This window comes from Mycoplana sp. 10N416, assembly GCF_056394765.1.
Genome location: NZ_JBFTIM010000010.1, coordinates 1 through 13959, shown reverse-complemented (window position 1 = coordinate 13959; position 13959 = coordinate 1). Strand labels below are relative to the sequence as shown.

General features: G+C 60.5%; 26 protein-coding genes. All 26 read right to left on the bottom strand.

All coding sequences use genetic code 11. The features are described 5' to 3' along the window. Window positions 1-24: 24 nt before the first annotated feature. On the bottom strand, window positions 25-414 hold the full coding sequence (gene rpsK / locus AC1DDS_RS19725; RefSeq protein WP_023513823.1) for a 30S ribosomal protein S11: 390 nt from the start codon (window positions 412-414) through the stop codon (window positions 25-27). 258 nt (window positions 415-672) lie between these two features. Continuing rightward, entirely contained in the window at window positions 673-1041 is a 369-nt protein-coding gene (rpsM, locus tag AC1DDS_RS19720; protein WP_310420824.1) for a 30S ribosomal protein S13, read from the bottom strand. A 230-nt stretch (window positions 1042-1271) separates the two neighbouring features. Beyond that, on the bottom strand, window positions 1272-1850 hold the full coding sequence (locus tag AC1DDS_RS19715; protein WP_477480412.1) for an adenylate kinase: 579 nt from the start codon (window positions 1848-1850) through the stop codon (window positions 1272-1274). Next, window positions 1847-3187 carry a preprotein translocase subunit SecY gene (gene secY, locus AC1DDS_RS19710; protein ID WP_310420830.1) on the bottom strand — a complete coding sequence of 447 codons (1341 nt, stop codon included), beginning with the start codon at window positions 3185-3187 and terminating at the stop codon, window positions 1847-1849. The genes AC1DDS_RS19715 and secY overlap by 4 nt, the downstream gene beginning before the upstream one ends. A 323-nt stretch (window positions 3188-3510) precedes the next feature. Further along, window positions 3511-3981: a 50S ribosomal protein L15 gene (rplO, locus tag AC1DDS_RS19705; protein ID WP_310420832.1), complete on the bottom strand. Its 471-nt coding sequence runs from the start codon at window positions 3979-3981 to the stop codon at window positions 3511-3513. Between the two features lie 13 nt (window positions 3982-3994). Further along, window positions 3995-4198 carry a 50S ribosomal protein L30 gene (gene rpmD, locus AC1DDS_RS19700; protein WP_192244083.1) on the bottom strand — a complete coding sequence of 68 codons (204 nt, stop codon included), beginning with the start codon at window positions 4196-4198 and terminating at the stop codon, window positions 3995-3997. Between the two features lie 13 nt (window positions 4199-4211). Beyond that, a complete protein-coding gene (gene rpsE / locus AC1DDS_RS19695) occupies window positions 4212-4778 on the bottom strand; it encodes a 30S ribosomal protein S5 (protein ID WP_310420834.1) in 567 nt (188 codons plus the stop codon). A gap of 126 nt (window positions 4779-4904) precedes the next feature. Continuing rightward, window positions 4905-5267, bottom strand: a complete 363-nt coding sequence (gene rplR, locus AC1DDS_RS19690) for a 50S ribosomal protein L18 (RefSeq protein WP_310420836.1) — start codon at window positions 5265-5267, stop codon at window positions 4905-4907. A gap of 12 nt (window positions 5268-5279) precedes the next feature. Then, a complete protein-coding gene (gene rplF, locus AC1DDS_RS19685) occupies window positions 5280-5813 on the bottom strand; it encodes a 50S ribosomal protein L6 (protein WP_477480411.1) in 534 nt (177 codons plus the stop codon). Window positions 5814-5854: 41 nt separating this feature from the next. Continuing rightward, window positions 5855-6253 carry a 30S ribosomal protein S8 gene (gene rpsH, locus AC1DDS_RS19680; protein WP_310420840.1) on the bottom strand — a complete coding sequence of 133 codons (399 nt, stop codon included), beginning with the start codon at window positions 6251-6253 and terminating at the stop codon, window positions 5855-5857. 12 nt (window positions 6254-6265) lie between these two features. Further along, on the bottom strand, window positions 6266-6571 hold the full coding sequence (gene rpsN, locus AC1DDS_RS19675) for a 30S ribosomal protein S14 (protein WP_374837941.1): 306 nt from the start codon (window positions 6569-6571) through the stop codon (window positions 6266-6268). A 33-nt stretch (window positions 6572-6604) separates the two neighbouring features. Next, on the bottom strand, window positions 6605-7162 hold the full coding sequence (gene rplE, locus AC1DDS_RS19670; protein ID WP_310420844.1) for a 50S ribosomal protein L5: 558 nt from the start codon (window positions 7160-7162) through the stop codon (window positions 6605-6607). Beyond that, a complete protein-coding gene (gene rplX / locus AC1DDS_RS19665; RefSeq protein WP_310420845.1) occupies window positions 7155-7466 on the bottom strand; it encodes a 50S ribosomal protein L24 in 312 nt (103 codons plus the stop codon). Before rplX ends, rplE begins: the two co-directional genes overlap by 8 nt. Before the next feature lie 13 nt (window positions 7467-7479). Further along, on the bottom strand, window positions 7480-7848 hold the full coding sequence (gene rplN / locus AC1DDS_RS19660; protein ID WP_119258425.1) for a 50S ribosomal protein L14: 369 nt from the start codon (window positions 7846-7848) through the stop codon (window positions 7480-7482). A gap of 245 nt (window positions 7849-8093) precedes the next feature. Then, window positions 8094-8330, bottom strand: a complete 237-nt coding sequence (gene rpsQ / locus AC1DDS_RS19655; RefSeq protein WP_310420848.1) for a 30S ribosomal protein S17 — start codon at window positions 8328-8330, stop codon at window positions 8094-8096. Between the two features lie 12 nt (window positions 8331-8342). Continuing rightward, the gene (gene rpmC / locus AC1DDS_RS19650) at window positions 8343-8543 is read right to left on the bottom strand and encodes a 50S ribosomal protein L29 (RefSeq protein WP_097142075.1); all 201 of its coding nucleotides are present in this window, start codon (window positions 8541-8543) and stop codon (window positions 8343-8345) included. Window positions 8544-8553: 10 nt separating this feature from the next. Continuing rightward, window positions 8554-8967, bottom strand: coding sequence for a 50S ribosomal protein L16 (gene rplP, locus AC1DDS_RS19645; RefSeq protein WP_003573792.1), 414 nt, complete (start codon window positions 8965-8967; stop codon window positions 8554-8556). Between the two features lie 33 nt (window positions 8968-9000). Beyond that, a complete protein-coding gene (gene rpsC, locus AC1DDS_RS19640) occupies window positions 9001-9717 on the bottom strand; it encodes a 30S ribosomal protein S3 (RefSeq protein ID WP_310420849.1) in 717 nt (238 codons plus the stop codon). Further along, window positions 9717-10106 (bottom strand): 50S ribosomal protein L22, encoded by a 390-nt coding sequence (gene rplV, locus AC1DDS_RS19635; RefSeq protein WP_310420851.1) that lies wholly within the window; start codon window positions 10104-10106, stop codon window positions 9717-9719. Before rplV ends, rpsC begins: the two co-directional genes overlap by 1 nt. A 2-nt stretch (window positions 10107-10108) precedes the next feature. Then, window positions 10109-10387 (bottom strand): 30S ribosomal protein S19, encoded by a 279-nt coding sequence (rpsS, locus tag AC1DDS_RS19630; protein ID WP_075627127.1) that lies wholly within the window; start codon window positions 10385-10387, stop codon window positions 10109-10111. A gap of 16 nt (window positions 10388-10403) precedes the next feature. Next, the gene (rplB, locus tag AC1DDS_RS19625; protein WP_310420853.1) at window positions 10404-11240 is read right to left on the bottom strand and encodes a 50S ribosomal protein L2; all 837 of its coding nucleotides are present in this window, start codon (window positions 11238-11240) and stop codon (window positions 10404-10406) included. 31 nt (window positions 11241-11271) lie between these two features. Continuing rightward, complete coding sequence (locus tag AC1DDS_RS19620) at window positions 11272-11565, bottom strand: 50S ribosomal protein L23 (RefSeq protein ID WP_310420855.1); 294 nt, start codon at window positions 11563-11565, stop codon at window positions 11272-11274. Next, the gene (gene rplD / locus AC1DDS_RS19615) at window positions 11562-12182 is read right to left on the bottom strand and encodes a 50S ribosomal protein L4 (protein WP_310420857.1); all 621 of its coding nucleotides are present in this window, start codon (window positions 12180-12182) and stop codon (window positions 11562-11564) included. The genes AC1DDS_RS19620 and rplD overlap by 4 nt, the downstream gene beginning before the upstream one ends. Window positions 12183-12194: 12 nt before the next feature. Further along, window positions 12195-12878, bottom strand: a complete 684-nt coding sequence (gene rplC, locus AC1DDS_RS19610; RefSeq protein WP_310420858.1) for a 50S ribosomal protein L3 — start codon at window positions 12876-12878, stop codon at window positions 12195-12197. A 167-nt stretch (window positions 12879-13045) separates the two neighbouring features. Beyond that, window positions 13046-13354 carry a 30S ribosomal protein S10 gene (gene rpsJ, locus AC1DDS_RS19605; protein WP_108001314.1) on the bottom strand — a complete coding sequence of 103 codons (309 nt, stop codon included), beginning with the start codon at window positions 13352-13354 and terminating at the stop codon, window positions 13046-13048. Between the two features lie 323 nt (window positions 13355-13677). Beyond that, the coding region (locus tag AC1DDS_RS19600; RefSeq protein WP_477480410.1) for an EF-Tu C-terminal domain-related protein at window positions 13678-13959 on the bottom strand (282 nt) is incomplete at its 5' end.

Genomic DNA, 13959 nt, shown 5'->3' with positions numbered 1-13959 from the left:
CACCGGCATGACGAATTTGAATGATCAGACGCGGCGCTTCTTGCGCGGGCGGCAGCCGTTGTGCGGGATCGGCGTGACGTCGCGGATCGAGGTGATCATGAAGCCGGCAGCCTGCAAGGCGCGCAGAGCCGATTCACGGCCGGAACCCGGGCCGCAGACTTCGACTTCGAGCGACTTCATGCCGTGCTCCTGGGCCTTCTTGGCGCAGTCTTCAGCAGCAATCTGGGCCGCGAACGGGGTCGACTTGCGCGAACCCTTGAAGCCCTTGGCGCCGGCCGACGACCAGGCAATGGCGTTGCCCTGTGCGTCGGTGATGGTGATCATCGTGTTGTTGAACGAAGAATTGACGTGAGCAACACCGGAGGTGATGTTTTTGCGTTCGCGACGGCGGACGCGTGCGGCTTCCTTGGCCATGGGTAGTCCTTTCGTTGATCTCTACACCGCCGTAGTTCCAGCGGCTCCACCGGGTGGAGGCATTCACGCCCCTGCCCTGCATTGTTGTTTGCACGCACCCTGGGGCTCGTGCGGCGATATCGTCACTGCCGTAATACCAGCAGCTCCACCGACCGGGACGACCTTCAAAGACGGCCACCGCATAGCGACCAAGATCCCGCTCGAAACTCAAAAGAGGCCGGCGCAGGCGCCAGCCTCCAATTTCCCGATTGCGGGAAATTACTTCTTCTTGCCCGCGATCGCCTTCGCCGGACCCTTGCGGGTACGTGCGTTGGTGTGCGTGCGCTGACCGCGAACCGGAAGGCTGCGGCGATGACGCAGGCCGCGGTAGCAGCCGAGGTCCATCAGGCGCTTGATGTTCATCGAGGTCTCGCGACGCAGGTCGCCTTCAACCTGATAGTCACGGTCGATGGCTTCACGGATCGCCAGAACCTCGGCATCAGTCAACTGATGCACGCGGCGCTCCGCCGGAATGCCGACCTTTTCGATGATTTCCTGTGCGAATTTCGGGCCGATCCCGTGAATGTAACGCAGCGCGATAACGACGCGCTTTGCAGTCGGGATGTTGACGCCAGCGATACGAGCCACGCCTGTTCTCCTTGCTTCCAGTTGCCATCCGGCAAGTGGGTTTCTTCGTCATACGGCCGATGGCCGCTTCGTTCAATTAGAAGTTCGAGACACGTCAAAAGCGACCGCACTCGGACCTCATTCTTCTGAGGAATCCGCGCCGATCGCTTAAATGCCGCGAGTTGGCGCTGTCTTAAGGGGAATCGGCCGGAAAAGTCAACCCCGGCCGCCCGTTTTAGCAATGGTCCGACTTAAGCCAGGATCCTGCCAATTTCTTTGGTCACCGCATCGACATCCGCCATGCCGTCCAACGTCTTCAGCTTGCCTGTTGACGCATAGTAGTTCGACAATGGTGCGGTCTTCTCGCGGTACTCCATCAGGCGGCGCTCGAGGACCTCAGGCTTGTCGTCCGGGCGAACGGTTCCGCCGGCAGCGATCGTCTCCGCGACTCGGCTTTCCATTCGCTTCAAGAGCGCCTTCTCATCAACCTTCAACTCGATGACGGCATCGAGCTTCAGCCCCTTGCTCGCCAGGATCTCGTCGAGCGCCTGCGCCTGCGGAACGGTGCGCGGGTAACCGTCCAGGATGAACCCCCTGGCGCAGTCCGGCGAATCGATCCGATCGGAGACGATCTCGTTGACGATGGCGTCGGAAACAAGTTCCCCCGCATCCATCACCGCCTTTGCCCGCTTGCCGACCTCCGTCTGCGCCGCGACGGCGGCGCGCAACATGTCCCCGGTGGAAAGCTGGGGAATTCCGTGCCTTTCCGTCAGGAGCTTCGCCTGCGTGCCTTTGCCGGCACCCGGCGGCCCCAAAAATATCAGTCTCATCGTCCCCTCTTTCCTCCGCGCAGCTTCGACTTCTTGATCAGCCCCTCGTACTGCTGTGCGATCAGGTGACCCTGAATCTGTGCTACAGTATCAAGGGTGACGCTGACAACAATCAAAAGCGACGTACCACCAAGGTAGAACGGCACGCCGGTCTGCGCGATCAGGATTTCCGGAAGAATACAAACGAAGACGAGATAGATGGCGCCGAGCACCGTGATACGGGTCAGCACGTAGTCGATGTACTCGGCGGTGCGCTCGCCCGGGCGGATGCCCGGAATGAAGCCGCCATGCTTTTTCAGATTGTCGGCGGTGTCCTTCGGATTGAACACGATCGCCGTATAGAAGAAGGCGAAGAACGCGATCATCGCTGCATAAAAGACCATGTAGAGCGGCTTGCCGTGGCCAAGCGAGGCAATGATCGTCGTTGCCCAGCCGGGCAGTTCGGTCGTGTTGCTGAAGCCAGCCAGCGTCGCCGGGAGCAGCAGCAGCGAAGAGGCGAAGATCGCCGGAATCACGCCCGAGGTGTTGAGCTTCAGCGGCAGGTGCGAGGTGTCGCCCTGGAACATGCGGTTGCCGACCTGGCGCTTCGGATACTGGATCAGCAGGCGACGCTGCGCGCGCTCCACAAAGACGATTAGCGCGATCACGCCGACAGCCATGACGACGACGGCCGCAATGACGCCGAAGGACAGCGCGCCGGTCCGGCCAAGTTCGAGGGTTCCGGCCAACGCGGTCGGCAGGTGCGCCACGATCCCGGCGAAAATGATCAGCGAAATGCCGTTGCCGATGCCGCGCGAGGTGATCTGCTCGCCGAGCCACATCAGGAACATCGTGCCGCCGAGCAGCGAGATGACCGTCGAGATGCGGAAGAACCAGCCCGGATCGACCACCAGTCCCTCACCGCCTTCGAGGCCGACCGCGATGCCGTAGGCCTGCAACGCGCCGAGCAGGACGGTGCCGTAGCGGGTGTACTGGTTGATGATCTTGCGACCCTGCTCGCCTTCCTTCTTCAACTGCTCCAACGCCGGAACGACCGACGTCATCAGCTGAACGATGATCGAGGCGGAAATGTAGGGCATGATGCCCAGCGCGAAAATCGCCATCCGCTCGACGGCGCCGCCGGAAAACATGTTGAACAGGCCGAGGATACCGCCGCTCTGCCCCTGGAAGGCACGGGCGAACGCGTCCGCGTTCAAGCCCGGAAGCGGGATATAGGTCCCAAGCCGGTAGACCAGCAGCGCGCCAAGGGTGAACCAAAGGCGCTTCTTCAGATCCTCAGCCTTGGCGAAGGTCGAAAAGTTGAGATTGGAGGCAAGTTGTTCCGCTGCCGAAGCCATGCATTTCTCCGCGTAACCATGCCCGAAGCGGAGGAAGGGATCCCAGGCCCGGACAACGGCTGATCCGTTGCGGCGCGCCCCCTGCCCGGCTTCCGCCCGGCTCAATGGCACGCCTGAATTTCATTGCCGGCCCGACCGAAAGGCGAAGCAGGCGGAACGGAGGGTAAACCGGGCAGAACGGGGATTGTCAAGCAATCCAGGCCTCACCGCGGTCTAAACTCCCGAGAAACAAACGAAGCGTGCTTCGCCTGCCAGTGTGAGGCTCTCATATGGGAGCAAGAACGCCCGGAATGAAGCACTCCGGGCGTTCAAAAATGCGAAATTTACTCGGCAGCAGCCGAAAGCAGCTTCACGTTGCCGCCGGCCTTCTCGATCTTCTCGACGGCCGCCTTGGAGGCGCCGGCGACTTCGATCGAAAGCTTCGCCTTCAGCTCACCGTCGGCGAGGATGCGAACGCCGTCCTTGGCGCGACGGATCACGCCGGCAGCCTTCAGGGCTGCTGCATCGACCGTTGCCTTCGGATCCAGCTTGCCTGCGTCGATCGCCTTCTGAAGGCGGTCGAGCGATACAACGACAAATTCGGAAGCGAAGATGTTGTTGAAACCGCGCTTCGGCAGACGGCGGTAGATGGGCATCTGGCCGCCTTCGAAGCCGTTGATCGAGACGCCCGAGCGGGACTTCTGACCCTTGACGCCGCGGCCGCCGGTCTTGCCGGAGCCCGAACCGATACCGCGACCGACGCGCTTGCGGTTCTGGGTTGCGCCTTCGTTGTCCTTGATTTCGTTCAGTTTCATGAGCTTATCTCCCTCACTTCTCGTCGACGACGCGAACGAGGTGCTGGACGGCACGGATCATGCCACGCACGGAAGGCGTATCTTCCAGCGTGCGAACCCGGTGCATCTTGTTGAGACCGAGGCCGATCAGCGTCTGGCGCTGAACGGCCGGGCGGCGGATCGGCGAGCCGATCTGCTCGACGGTGACCGTCTTCGTTGCAGCTTCTTTCTTAGCCATTGTTCAAGCTCCCTTATTCTTCGGAAGCGACGCCGGCGGAAGCGCGGCGGGCCTGCAGCGTTGCGTACTTGATGCCGCGCTGTGCCGCGATGTCCTTCGGGTGCATCTGGCTCTTGAGCGCGTCGAAGGTCGCACGGATCATGTTGTACGGGTTCGACGAACCGGTCGACTTGGCGACGACGTCCTGCATGCCGAGCGTTTCGAAAACGGCACGCATCGGACCACCGGCAATGATACCGGTACCGGCCTTGGCCGAACGCAGCAGCACCTTGCCGGCGCCGTGGCGGCCGTGCACGTCGTGGTGCAGCGTGCGGCCGGAGCGCAGCGGAACGAAGATGAGGTCGCGCTTGGCGGATTCGGTGGCCTTCCGGATCGCTTCCGGAACTTCACGGGCCTTGCCGTGGCCGAAGCCAACGCGGCCCTTCTGGTCGCCGACGACGACGAGGGCTGCAAAGCCGAAACGACGGCCGCCCTTCACCACCTTGGCGACGCGATTGATTGCTACGAGCTTGTCGACAAATTCGCTGTCGCGCTCTTCACGGGGCTGGCGATCCTCGCGGCCCCTTCTTTCCTGTGCCATTGTCCTTTTCCTTTTTCTTTTCCGGGTGCAATCGGCAGATTGTCAAAAGATCGCCTTGCCTATTTCAGGCAGGCGACCACTACCCACTGATTGTCGAATGGCGGGCACGAGGCCCGCCAACAACCATCAGAAGCTCAGACCACCTTCACGGGCAGCCTCGGCAAGAGCCTTGATGCGACCGTGATAGATGAAGGCGCCGCGGTCGAAGACCACTTCCTTGACGCCAGCCTTGACGGCACGCTCAGCGATGAGCTTGCCGACGGCAGCAGCGGCTGCCGCGTCTGCGCCCGTCTTCAAAGACGAGCGCAGATCGGTGTCGAGCGTGGAGGCGGACGCAAGCGTCTTGCCGGCCACGTCGTCGATGACCTGTACGTAGATGTTCTTCGACGAGCGATGAACCGACAGGCGCGGACGGCCGTTGGCGACCGCCTTGATTTGACGGCGCACGCGGTTGGCACGACGTGCAAGTGTTTCTTTCCTGCTAGCCATATCGCGTGATCCTTACTTCTTCTTGCCTTCTTTGCGGACAATCCGCTCTTCGGCATACTTGACGCCCTTGCCCTTGTAGGGCTCGGGGGAACGGTATTCGCGGATTTCCGCGGCAACCTGGCCGACCTGCTGCTTGTTGATGCCGCTGACGATGATTTCAGTCGGCTTCGGAACAGCGATCGCGATGCCTTCCGGGGTCTGATAGACCACGTCGTGGCTGAAACCGAGCGCCAGCTGCAGGTTCTTGCCCTGCATGGACGCACGATAACCGACGCCGTTGATCTCGAGCTTGCGCTCGAAACCGTCCTTGACGCCCTTGAGGATGCCTTCGATCATCGTGCGGGACATGCCCCACTTCGACCGAGCGTCCTTGGACTGATTGATCGGCTGGACGACAATGGCGTTGTCTTCCAGCTTCACGGAAACCTCGTCGTTTGCGACGAAGAAGAGTTCACCCTTCGGGCCCTTTGCGGAAACCTTCTGGCCATCAACAGAAGCCGAGACACCAGCGGGAACCGGAACGGGTCTTTTACCGATACGAGACATTTTCTATCCTGTCTGTTCGCTATGGAGTTTCCTTGCCTGCCTTAGAAGACAGAGCAAAGAAGCTCGCCACCAACGTTCTGTTCGCGTGCCTGGTGATCGGCCATCACGCCCTTCGGGGTCGAAAGGATGGTGATACCGAGACCGTTCGCGACCTGCGGAATGGACTTGACCGAGACATAAACCCGGCGGCCCGGCTTGGAGACGCGGTCGATCTTGCGGATCACGGACGCGCCTTCATAGTATTTCAGTTCGATGTTCAGCTCGGCCTTGCCATTGTCGAATTCGACTTCGGAGTAGCCGCGGATGTAGCCTTCGGCCTGAAGGACATCGAGAACGCGTGCACGCAGCTTGGAAGCCGGCGTGGAAACGCTCGACTTGCGGCGAGCGGCACCGTTGCGGATACGGGTGAGCATATCGCCCAGCGGATCAGTCATTGCCATGTACCCGTCTCCTTACCAGCTCGACTTGACGATGCCCGGCACCTTGCCGAGATTGCCGAGTTCACGCAGCGCGATACGCGACATGCGGAGTTTACGATAGAATGCGCGCGGACGGCCCGTGACTTCGCAACGGTTGCGGATGCGGGTCTTGGAGCCATTGCGCGGCAGGGCGGCAAGCTTCAGGGTAGCCTTGAACCGATCTTCAATCGGAAGCGACTGGTTCTGGATGATTGCCTTCAGAGCCGCACGCTTTGCGGCCTGGCTGGCAACCAGTTTGCGGCGGCGCTTGTTCTTTTCAACTGCGCTCGTTTTCGCCATAACGTTATCCTTCTTTACGCTTGTCGTTACGGATTACTGACGGAACGGGAAGTTCAGCTCTTTCAACAGAGCGCGAGCTTCGTCGTCGTTAGCGGCCGTCGTGCAAACGATGATGTCCATGCCCCACATCTGATCAACCTTGTCGTAGTTGATTTCAGGGAACACAATGTGCTCCTTGATGCCCATGGCAAAATTGCCACGACCATCGAAGGACTTCGGGTTCAGACCACGGAAGTCGCGTACGCGAGGCAGCGCAATGTTCACGAGGCGATCCAGAAATTCGTACATGCGAACGCCGCGCAGGGTGACCTTGGCGCCGATCGGCATGCCTTCGCGAAGCTTGAAGCCCGCGATGGAATTGCGCGCACGGGTGATGACCGGCTTCTGACCGGCGATAGCAGCCAGATCGGCAGCAGCAACCGTAGGCTTCTTCGAGTCGCCCGTCGATTCGCCAACACCCATGTTGATCACGATCTTGTCGAGGCGCGGGATCTGCATCTCGTTGGCGTAGGAAAACTGCTCCTGCAGCGCCTTGCGGATACGCTCGACATATTCCTTCTTGAGCCGCGGCTCATACTTTGTCTCAGCCATCGATCGAAACTCCCGAACGCTTAGCCACTCGGACCTTCTTGTCGCCTTCGATCTTGAAACCGACGCGGGTCGGCTTGCCGTCCTTGGGGTCGGCGATCGCGATGTTGGACAGGTGGATCGAGGCTTCCTTGGTGATGATGCCGGCTTCCTGCGCCTGGGTCTGGCGCTGATGGCGCTTGACCATGTTGACGCCGCGCACGACCGCGCGATCTTCCTTCGGCATCACCTGGATGACTTCGCCGGTACGGCCCTTGTCCTTACCGGTCAGTACGACGACCTTGTCGCCCTTGCGAATCTTTTGCATAGCCATCGCCCCCTTAGAGTACTTCCGGAGCCAGCGAGATGATCTTCATGTGGTTCTTGGCGCGGAGTTCGCGCGGAACCGGTCCGAAGATACGGGTGCCGATCGGCTCTTTCTTGTTGTCGATCAGGACAGCTGCGTTGCTGTCGAAACGAATGACGCTGCCATCGGCGCGACGGATGTCCTTGGCGGTGCGAACGACAACCGCCTTCATCACGTCACCCTTCTTTACGCGGCCACGCGGAATCGCTTCCTTGATCGAAACGACAATGATGTCGCCGACCGAAGCGTACTTGCGCTTGGAACCGCCCAGCACCTTGATGCACATGACACGACGTGCGCCGGAATTATCCGCCACGTCGAGGTTAGTCTGCATCTGAATCATGTCAGGTCGCCTTCTTGTTGTAACCGGACCGGTTGGGCACGGATGCCCCCTGTTCCAGCTTATGAGAATCCATGTTTTCGCGCGGGATGGGTCTTGCCAAGGTGGTTTCCTCGTCAGTTCCGCCTGGCGAAACCCGGGACCTTCCCTGCGCTGAAAGCAAAAGACGCTCGCGATTCCGAGCGTCCTTGCGCTGCTTCATACAGGTTTTCGCGCAAAGGGCAACCCCTTGCGCGAAAAGTCTTGTATCAGGCCTGGGCGGAAACGACCGTCCAGCGCTTATCCTTGGAGATCGGCGCGCATTCCTCGATGGAAACAACGTCGCCAACCTTGAACTGGTTGGTTTCGTCGTGCGCCTTGTACTTCTTCGAGCGACGAACGGTCTTCTGAAGAAGCGGGTGTGCAAAGCGGCGTTCGACGCGAACGACAACGGTCTTGTCGTTCTTGTCGCTGACTACGGTGCCCTGCAGAATGCGTTTCGGCATTTTTCTTGGTCCTTAGGCCTTGGCTTCTGCCGCCTTCTGGCGGGCAATGGTTTTCACGCGCGCGATATCCTTGCGGACTTCGTTGATACGCGAGGACTTTTCGAGCTGGCCGGTCGCCTTCTGAAAGCGCAGATTGAACTGCTCTTTCTTCAGCTTGGCAAGCTCGTCGTTAAGCTGGTCGGCGCTGAGTGCGCGAACATCTACGGCTTTCATGGCTCAATCCTCACTCTGCAATGCGCTGTACGAAGCGCGTCTTGACCGAGAGCTTGGCGGAACCCAGACGAAGAGCCTCGCGGGCGATCTCTTCGCTGACGCCGTCGATCTCAAACATCATACGGCCGGGCTTGACCTTGCATGCCCAGTATTCAACCGAACCCTTGCCCTTACCCATGCGGACTTCGGTCGGCTTTGCGGTTACCGGAACGTCCGGGAACACGCGGATCCAAACGCGACCGGCACGCTTCATGTAGCGGGTGATCGCGCGGCGGGCCGCTTCGATTTCGCGTGCGTTGACGCGGTTGGGTTCCTGAGCCTTCAAGCCGAACTCGCCGAAGGCGAGGTCCGAGCCGCCCTTGGCGACGCCCTTGATGCGGCCCTTGAACTGCTTGCGGTACTTAGTACGCTTTGGCTGCAACATTTTCTATTCTCCGATCTGCTCGCCTAAAGCGAATTAAGCGTTTTCACGGCGGCGGCGGTCGCCCTGGCGTTCGCCCTGGGCTTCACCTTCGGTCGCGCGGCGCTCGGAGGCCATCGGATCGTGCTCAAGGATTTCGCCCTTGAAGATCCAGACCTTGATGCCGCAGATGCCGAAAGCGGTTTCCGCTTCTGCCGTACCATAGTCGATGTCCGCACGCAGCGTGTGCAGCGGAACGCGGCCTTCGCGGTACCATTCGGTACGGGCGATTTCCGCGCCACCCAGACGGCCGCCGCAGGTGATCTTGATGCCTTCGGCGCCAAGACGCATTGCCGACTGAACCGCACGCTTCATCGCACGGCGGAAGGCCACGCGACGCTCGAGCTGCTGGGCGATCGACTGGGCAACCAGCGTCGCGTCGGTTTCCGGCTTGCGCACTTCAACGATGTTGAGGTGCGTCTCGGAGCTCGTCATCTCGGAAAGCTTCTTGCGGAGCTTCTCGATGTCTGCGCCCTTCTTGCCGATGATCAGACCCGGGCGAGCCGAGTGGATCGTGACGCGGCACTTCTTGTGCGGACGCTCGATGACGACCTTCGAGATACCGGCCTGCTTCAGTTCGCCCATCAGATAGCTACGGATCTTCAGGTCTTCATGAAGCAGCTGGCCATACTCGGCGTTGTCGGCAAACCAGCGGCTATCCCAGGTACGGTTGATGCCGAGGCGGAAGCCGATCGGATTGATTTTCTGACCCATTATGCGGCCTCCCCTTTGGCTTCAGCTTCACGGACGACGATCGTCAGGTGCGAGAAAGCCTTCTCGACACGCGATGCACGACCGCGACCGCGGGCGTGGAAGCGCTTCATGACGATCGACTTTCCGACGTAAGCCTCAGCGACGACGAGCGAGTCGACGTCGAGATCGTGGTTGTTCTCAGCGTTCGCGATCGCCGATTCCAAGGTCTTCTTGACCGTGCCGGCAATACGCTTGCGGGAGAATTCAAGTTCGGCCAGAGCGCGGTCGACCTTCTTGCCGCGGATCATCGCGGCAACCAGGTTGAGCTTCTGGGGGCTGACGCGGATCGTGCGCGCAATGGCCTGCGCCTCGTTATCCTTCAGCCGACGTTCGGCTTTTGCCTTGCCCATCGTTACTTCCTCTTCGCCTTCTTGTCCGCACCGTGACCGTAATAGGTCCGGGTCGGAGAGAATTCACCGAACTTGTGCCCGACCATGTCTTCGTTGACGCTGACCGGAACATGCTTGCTGCCGTTGTAGACACCAAAGGTGAGACCGACGAACTGCGGCAGGATCGTGGAGCGACGGCTCCAGATCTTGATAACCTCGTTGCGGCCGCCTTCGCGCACCTTCTCAGCCTTCTTGAGAAGATAGCCGTCAACAAACGGGCCTTTCCATACTGAACGAGCCATTTCTGACTAACCTCTCTTACTTCTTCTTCAGGTGGCGCGAGCGCATGATGAACTTGTCGGTCGACTTGTTCGAACGCGTACGCTTGCCCTTGGTCGGCTTGCCCCACGGGGAAACCGGGTGACGACCACCGGACGTGCGGCCTTCGCCGCCACCGTGCGGGTGGTCGACCGGGTTCATGACGACACCGCGGTTATGCGGGGTCTTGCCGCGCCAGCGAGTACGACCGGCCTTGCCGTCGTTGATGTTGGCGTGATCCGGGTTGGATACGGCGCCTATGGTGGCCAGGCACAAGCCCGGTACGAGGCGCTGTTCGCCGGAGTTCAGGCGAAGGATAGCCATGCCCTGGTCACGTCCGACGAGCTGGACGAAGGTGCCTGCCGAACGGGCGATCTGGCCGCCCTTGCCCGGCTTCATCTCGACGTTGTGAACGATCGAACCGACCGGGATGTACTGCAGGGGCATCGCGTTGCCCGGCTTGACGTCAACCGCCTTGTCCGAGGCGATCACCTTGTCGCCGGCAGCAAGACGCTGCGGCGCGAGGATGTAGGCCTGCTCGCCATCGGCATAGGACACCAGAGCGATGAACGCGGAACGGTTCGGGTCGTATTCCAGGCGCTCGACCGTGCCCTCGACGTCGAACTTGCGACGCTTGAAGTCGATCAGACGGTAGCTACGCTTGTGACCGCCGCCGATAAAGCGGGCAGTGATGCGACCGAGGTTGTTACGGCCACCGCTCTTGGAGAGACCTTCGGTCAGAGCCTTGACCGGCTTGCCCTTGTACAGGCCCGAACGGTCGACGATGACGAGCTGACGCTGGCTCGGAGTGGTCGGATTGAAACTTTTCAATGCCATTTTCTTGTTTCCTCTTTAGCCGACTGCCCGATTAGAGCCCGGTGGAGACGTCGATCGACTGACCGTCAGCAAGCGTGACGATCGCCTTCTTGACATCTCCCTGCCGGCCGGAGAAGCCGCGGAAACGCTTGATCTTGCCCTTGCGGACGAGCGTGTTCACAGCCGTGACCTTGACGCCGAACAGAGCTTCGACCGCAGCCTTGATCTCAGGCTTGGAAGCGCGCTTGGCGACGTTGAATACGACCTGGTTCTGTTCGGAGACCAGCGTCGACTTTTCCGTGATCGACGGCGAGACGATCACATCATAGTGGCGAAGATCCGTCATTTGAACCGCTCCTCCAGAGCTTCGACTGCAGCCTTGGAAAGCACTAGCTTGCCACGGCGCAGGATGTCGTAAACGTTGATGCCCTGGATCGGCAGAACGTCCACGTTCGGGATATTCTGTGCTGCGAGCTTGAAGTTGTTGTCGAGCTCGGCGCCACCGATGAAGAGCGCGTTGGTCAGGCCGAGGCTGGCGAACGAGCCGGCCAGTGCCTTGGTCTTTGCTTCGGCAGCAACGAGATCATCGATGATGATGATGTCTTCTGCCTTCAGCTTTGCGGAAAGCGCGTGGCGCAGGCCGAGGGCGCGAACCTTCTTCGGAAGGTCATGCTCGTGGCTGCGAACGACCGGACCATGAGCCCTGCCGCCGCCGCGGAACTGCGGTGCACGGGCAGAATGGTGACGAGCGCGACCCGTGCCCTTCTGCTTGTACATCTTGGCACCGGTGCGGGAAACTTCAGCGCGGCCCTTGGTCTTGTGGGTGCCCTGCTGCTTCTTAGCAAGCTGCCAGCGAACGACGCGGGCGATGATGTCCTCGCGCGGCTCCAGACCGAAGATCGCGTCGGAGAGGGAAACCTTGCCGGCGTCCTTCCCTTCGAGGGTCGTGACTTTGAGATCCATAACCAGGCTCCCTTACTTAGCTGCGGCGCGAACAGCGGCCGGACGCGGAGCGTCAGCCGGCGTGCCGGACTTGATGGCGTCGCGAACGACGATCCAGGAACCCTTGGAACCCGGTACGGCGCCCTTGACGAGGATCAGACCACGGTCCTCGTCGGTCGAAACGACCTCGAGGTTCTGGGTGGTGACGCGCGTCTGGCCCATGTGACCAGCCATGCGCTTGCCCTTCCAGACGCGACCCGGATCCTGGTTGGAGCCGGTCGAACCATGCGAGCGGTGCGAAACGGACACGCCGTGCGTGGCGCGCAGACCGCCGAAGTTGTGGCGCTTCATCGCACCGGCAAAACCCTTACCGATCGTGGTGCCAGTGACGTCGACCAGCTGGCCGGCGACGAAATGACTGGCGGAAAGCTCCGCACCGATCTCGACAAGGTTGTCGGCGGAAACGCGGAACTCGACGAGCTTCGCCTTCGGCTCGACGCTTGCAGCGGCAAACTGACCGCGAAGCGCCTTCGACGTGTTCTTAACTTTCGAATGGCCGGCACCGAGCTGAACTGCGGTGTAGCCATTCTTTTCTTCCGTGCGATGGGCGACAACCTGGCAGCCGTCCAATCGCAAAACTGTTACAGGAACGTGCTCTCCTGCGTCGTTATAGACGCGGGTCATTCCCACTTTCTGTGCAATCACACCTGAACGCATGGTTCATTCCTCTTAGAAGTCCTGTCGGGGCAGAGCCCCCACACGCCTCTTGTTTAAGGATTCCTCGGAGGCCGTCCGACCTTCGGGTTTCCCGTTCCTAGAAGCCGTTGGCGTTACCGCCACGTACCTTCCTTGTTATTCGGCTTACGCCGGACTTGAGAACCTGATTAGAGCTTGATCTCTACGTCGACGCCGGCGGCGAGATCGAGCTTCATCAGGGCGTCGACCGTCTGAGGGGTCGGGTCGACAATGTCGAGAAGACGCTTGTGAGTGCGCATCTCGAACTGTTCGCGGCTCTTCTTGTCGATGTGAGGCGACCGGTTGACCGTGAATTTTTCAATACGCGTCGGAAGCGGCACCGGGCCGCGCACGCCTGCACCGGTACGCTTGGCCGTCGACACGATTTCGCGCGTCGAGGCATCGAGGATCCGGTGATCAAACGCCTTGAGGCGGATGCGGATGTTCTGGCCGTTCATACGACTTGTCCTTGTTCTTGTTTACCGCGGCTCCATTAGAGGAACACGCATTGAACTTCGATTAATGTCCGGCCAGTCCGCTAGCTTTTCAAAGATCGGAGGGACAGGGTTTCCCCTGCCCCTTCCTATTTGAACGGCCGTGGCCGGCCTTGTCCTTTGGCGATCGCACCATGACGAAGCAGGGTGCAAATCACGCGTGCGCGCCATTTGCACTATTTTCGCGTCGTCGGCAAGCGGTGCGACCGACTAAATCTTTCGAGGCGGCTATGCCTGGGCCGCATAGCGACGCGGCCCGAGCATTTCGCCTGTTTTACCTTCGCCGATTACTCGACGATCGAGGCGACGATGCCGGCGCCGACGGTGCGGCCGCCTTCGCGGATGGCGAAGCGCAGCTTTTCTTCCATGGCGATCGGCACGATCAGCTCAACGGAAACCGTGACGTTGTCGCCCGGCATGACCATTTCCGTGCCTTCCGGCAGCGAAACGATGCCGGTCACGTCGGTGGTGCGGAAGTAGAACTGCGGACGGTAGTTGGTGAAGAACGGCGTATGACGGCCGCCTTCTTCCTTCGTCAGGATGTAGGCTTCGGCCATGAACTTCTTGTG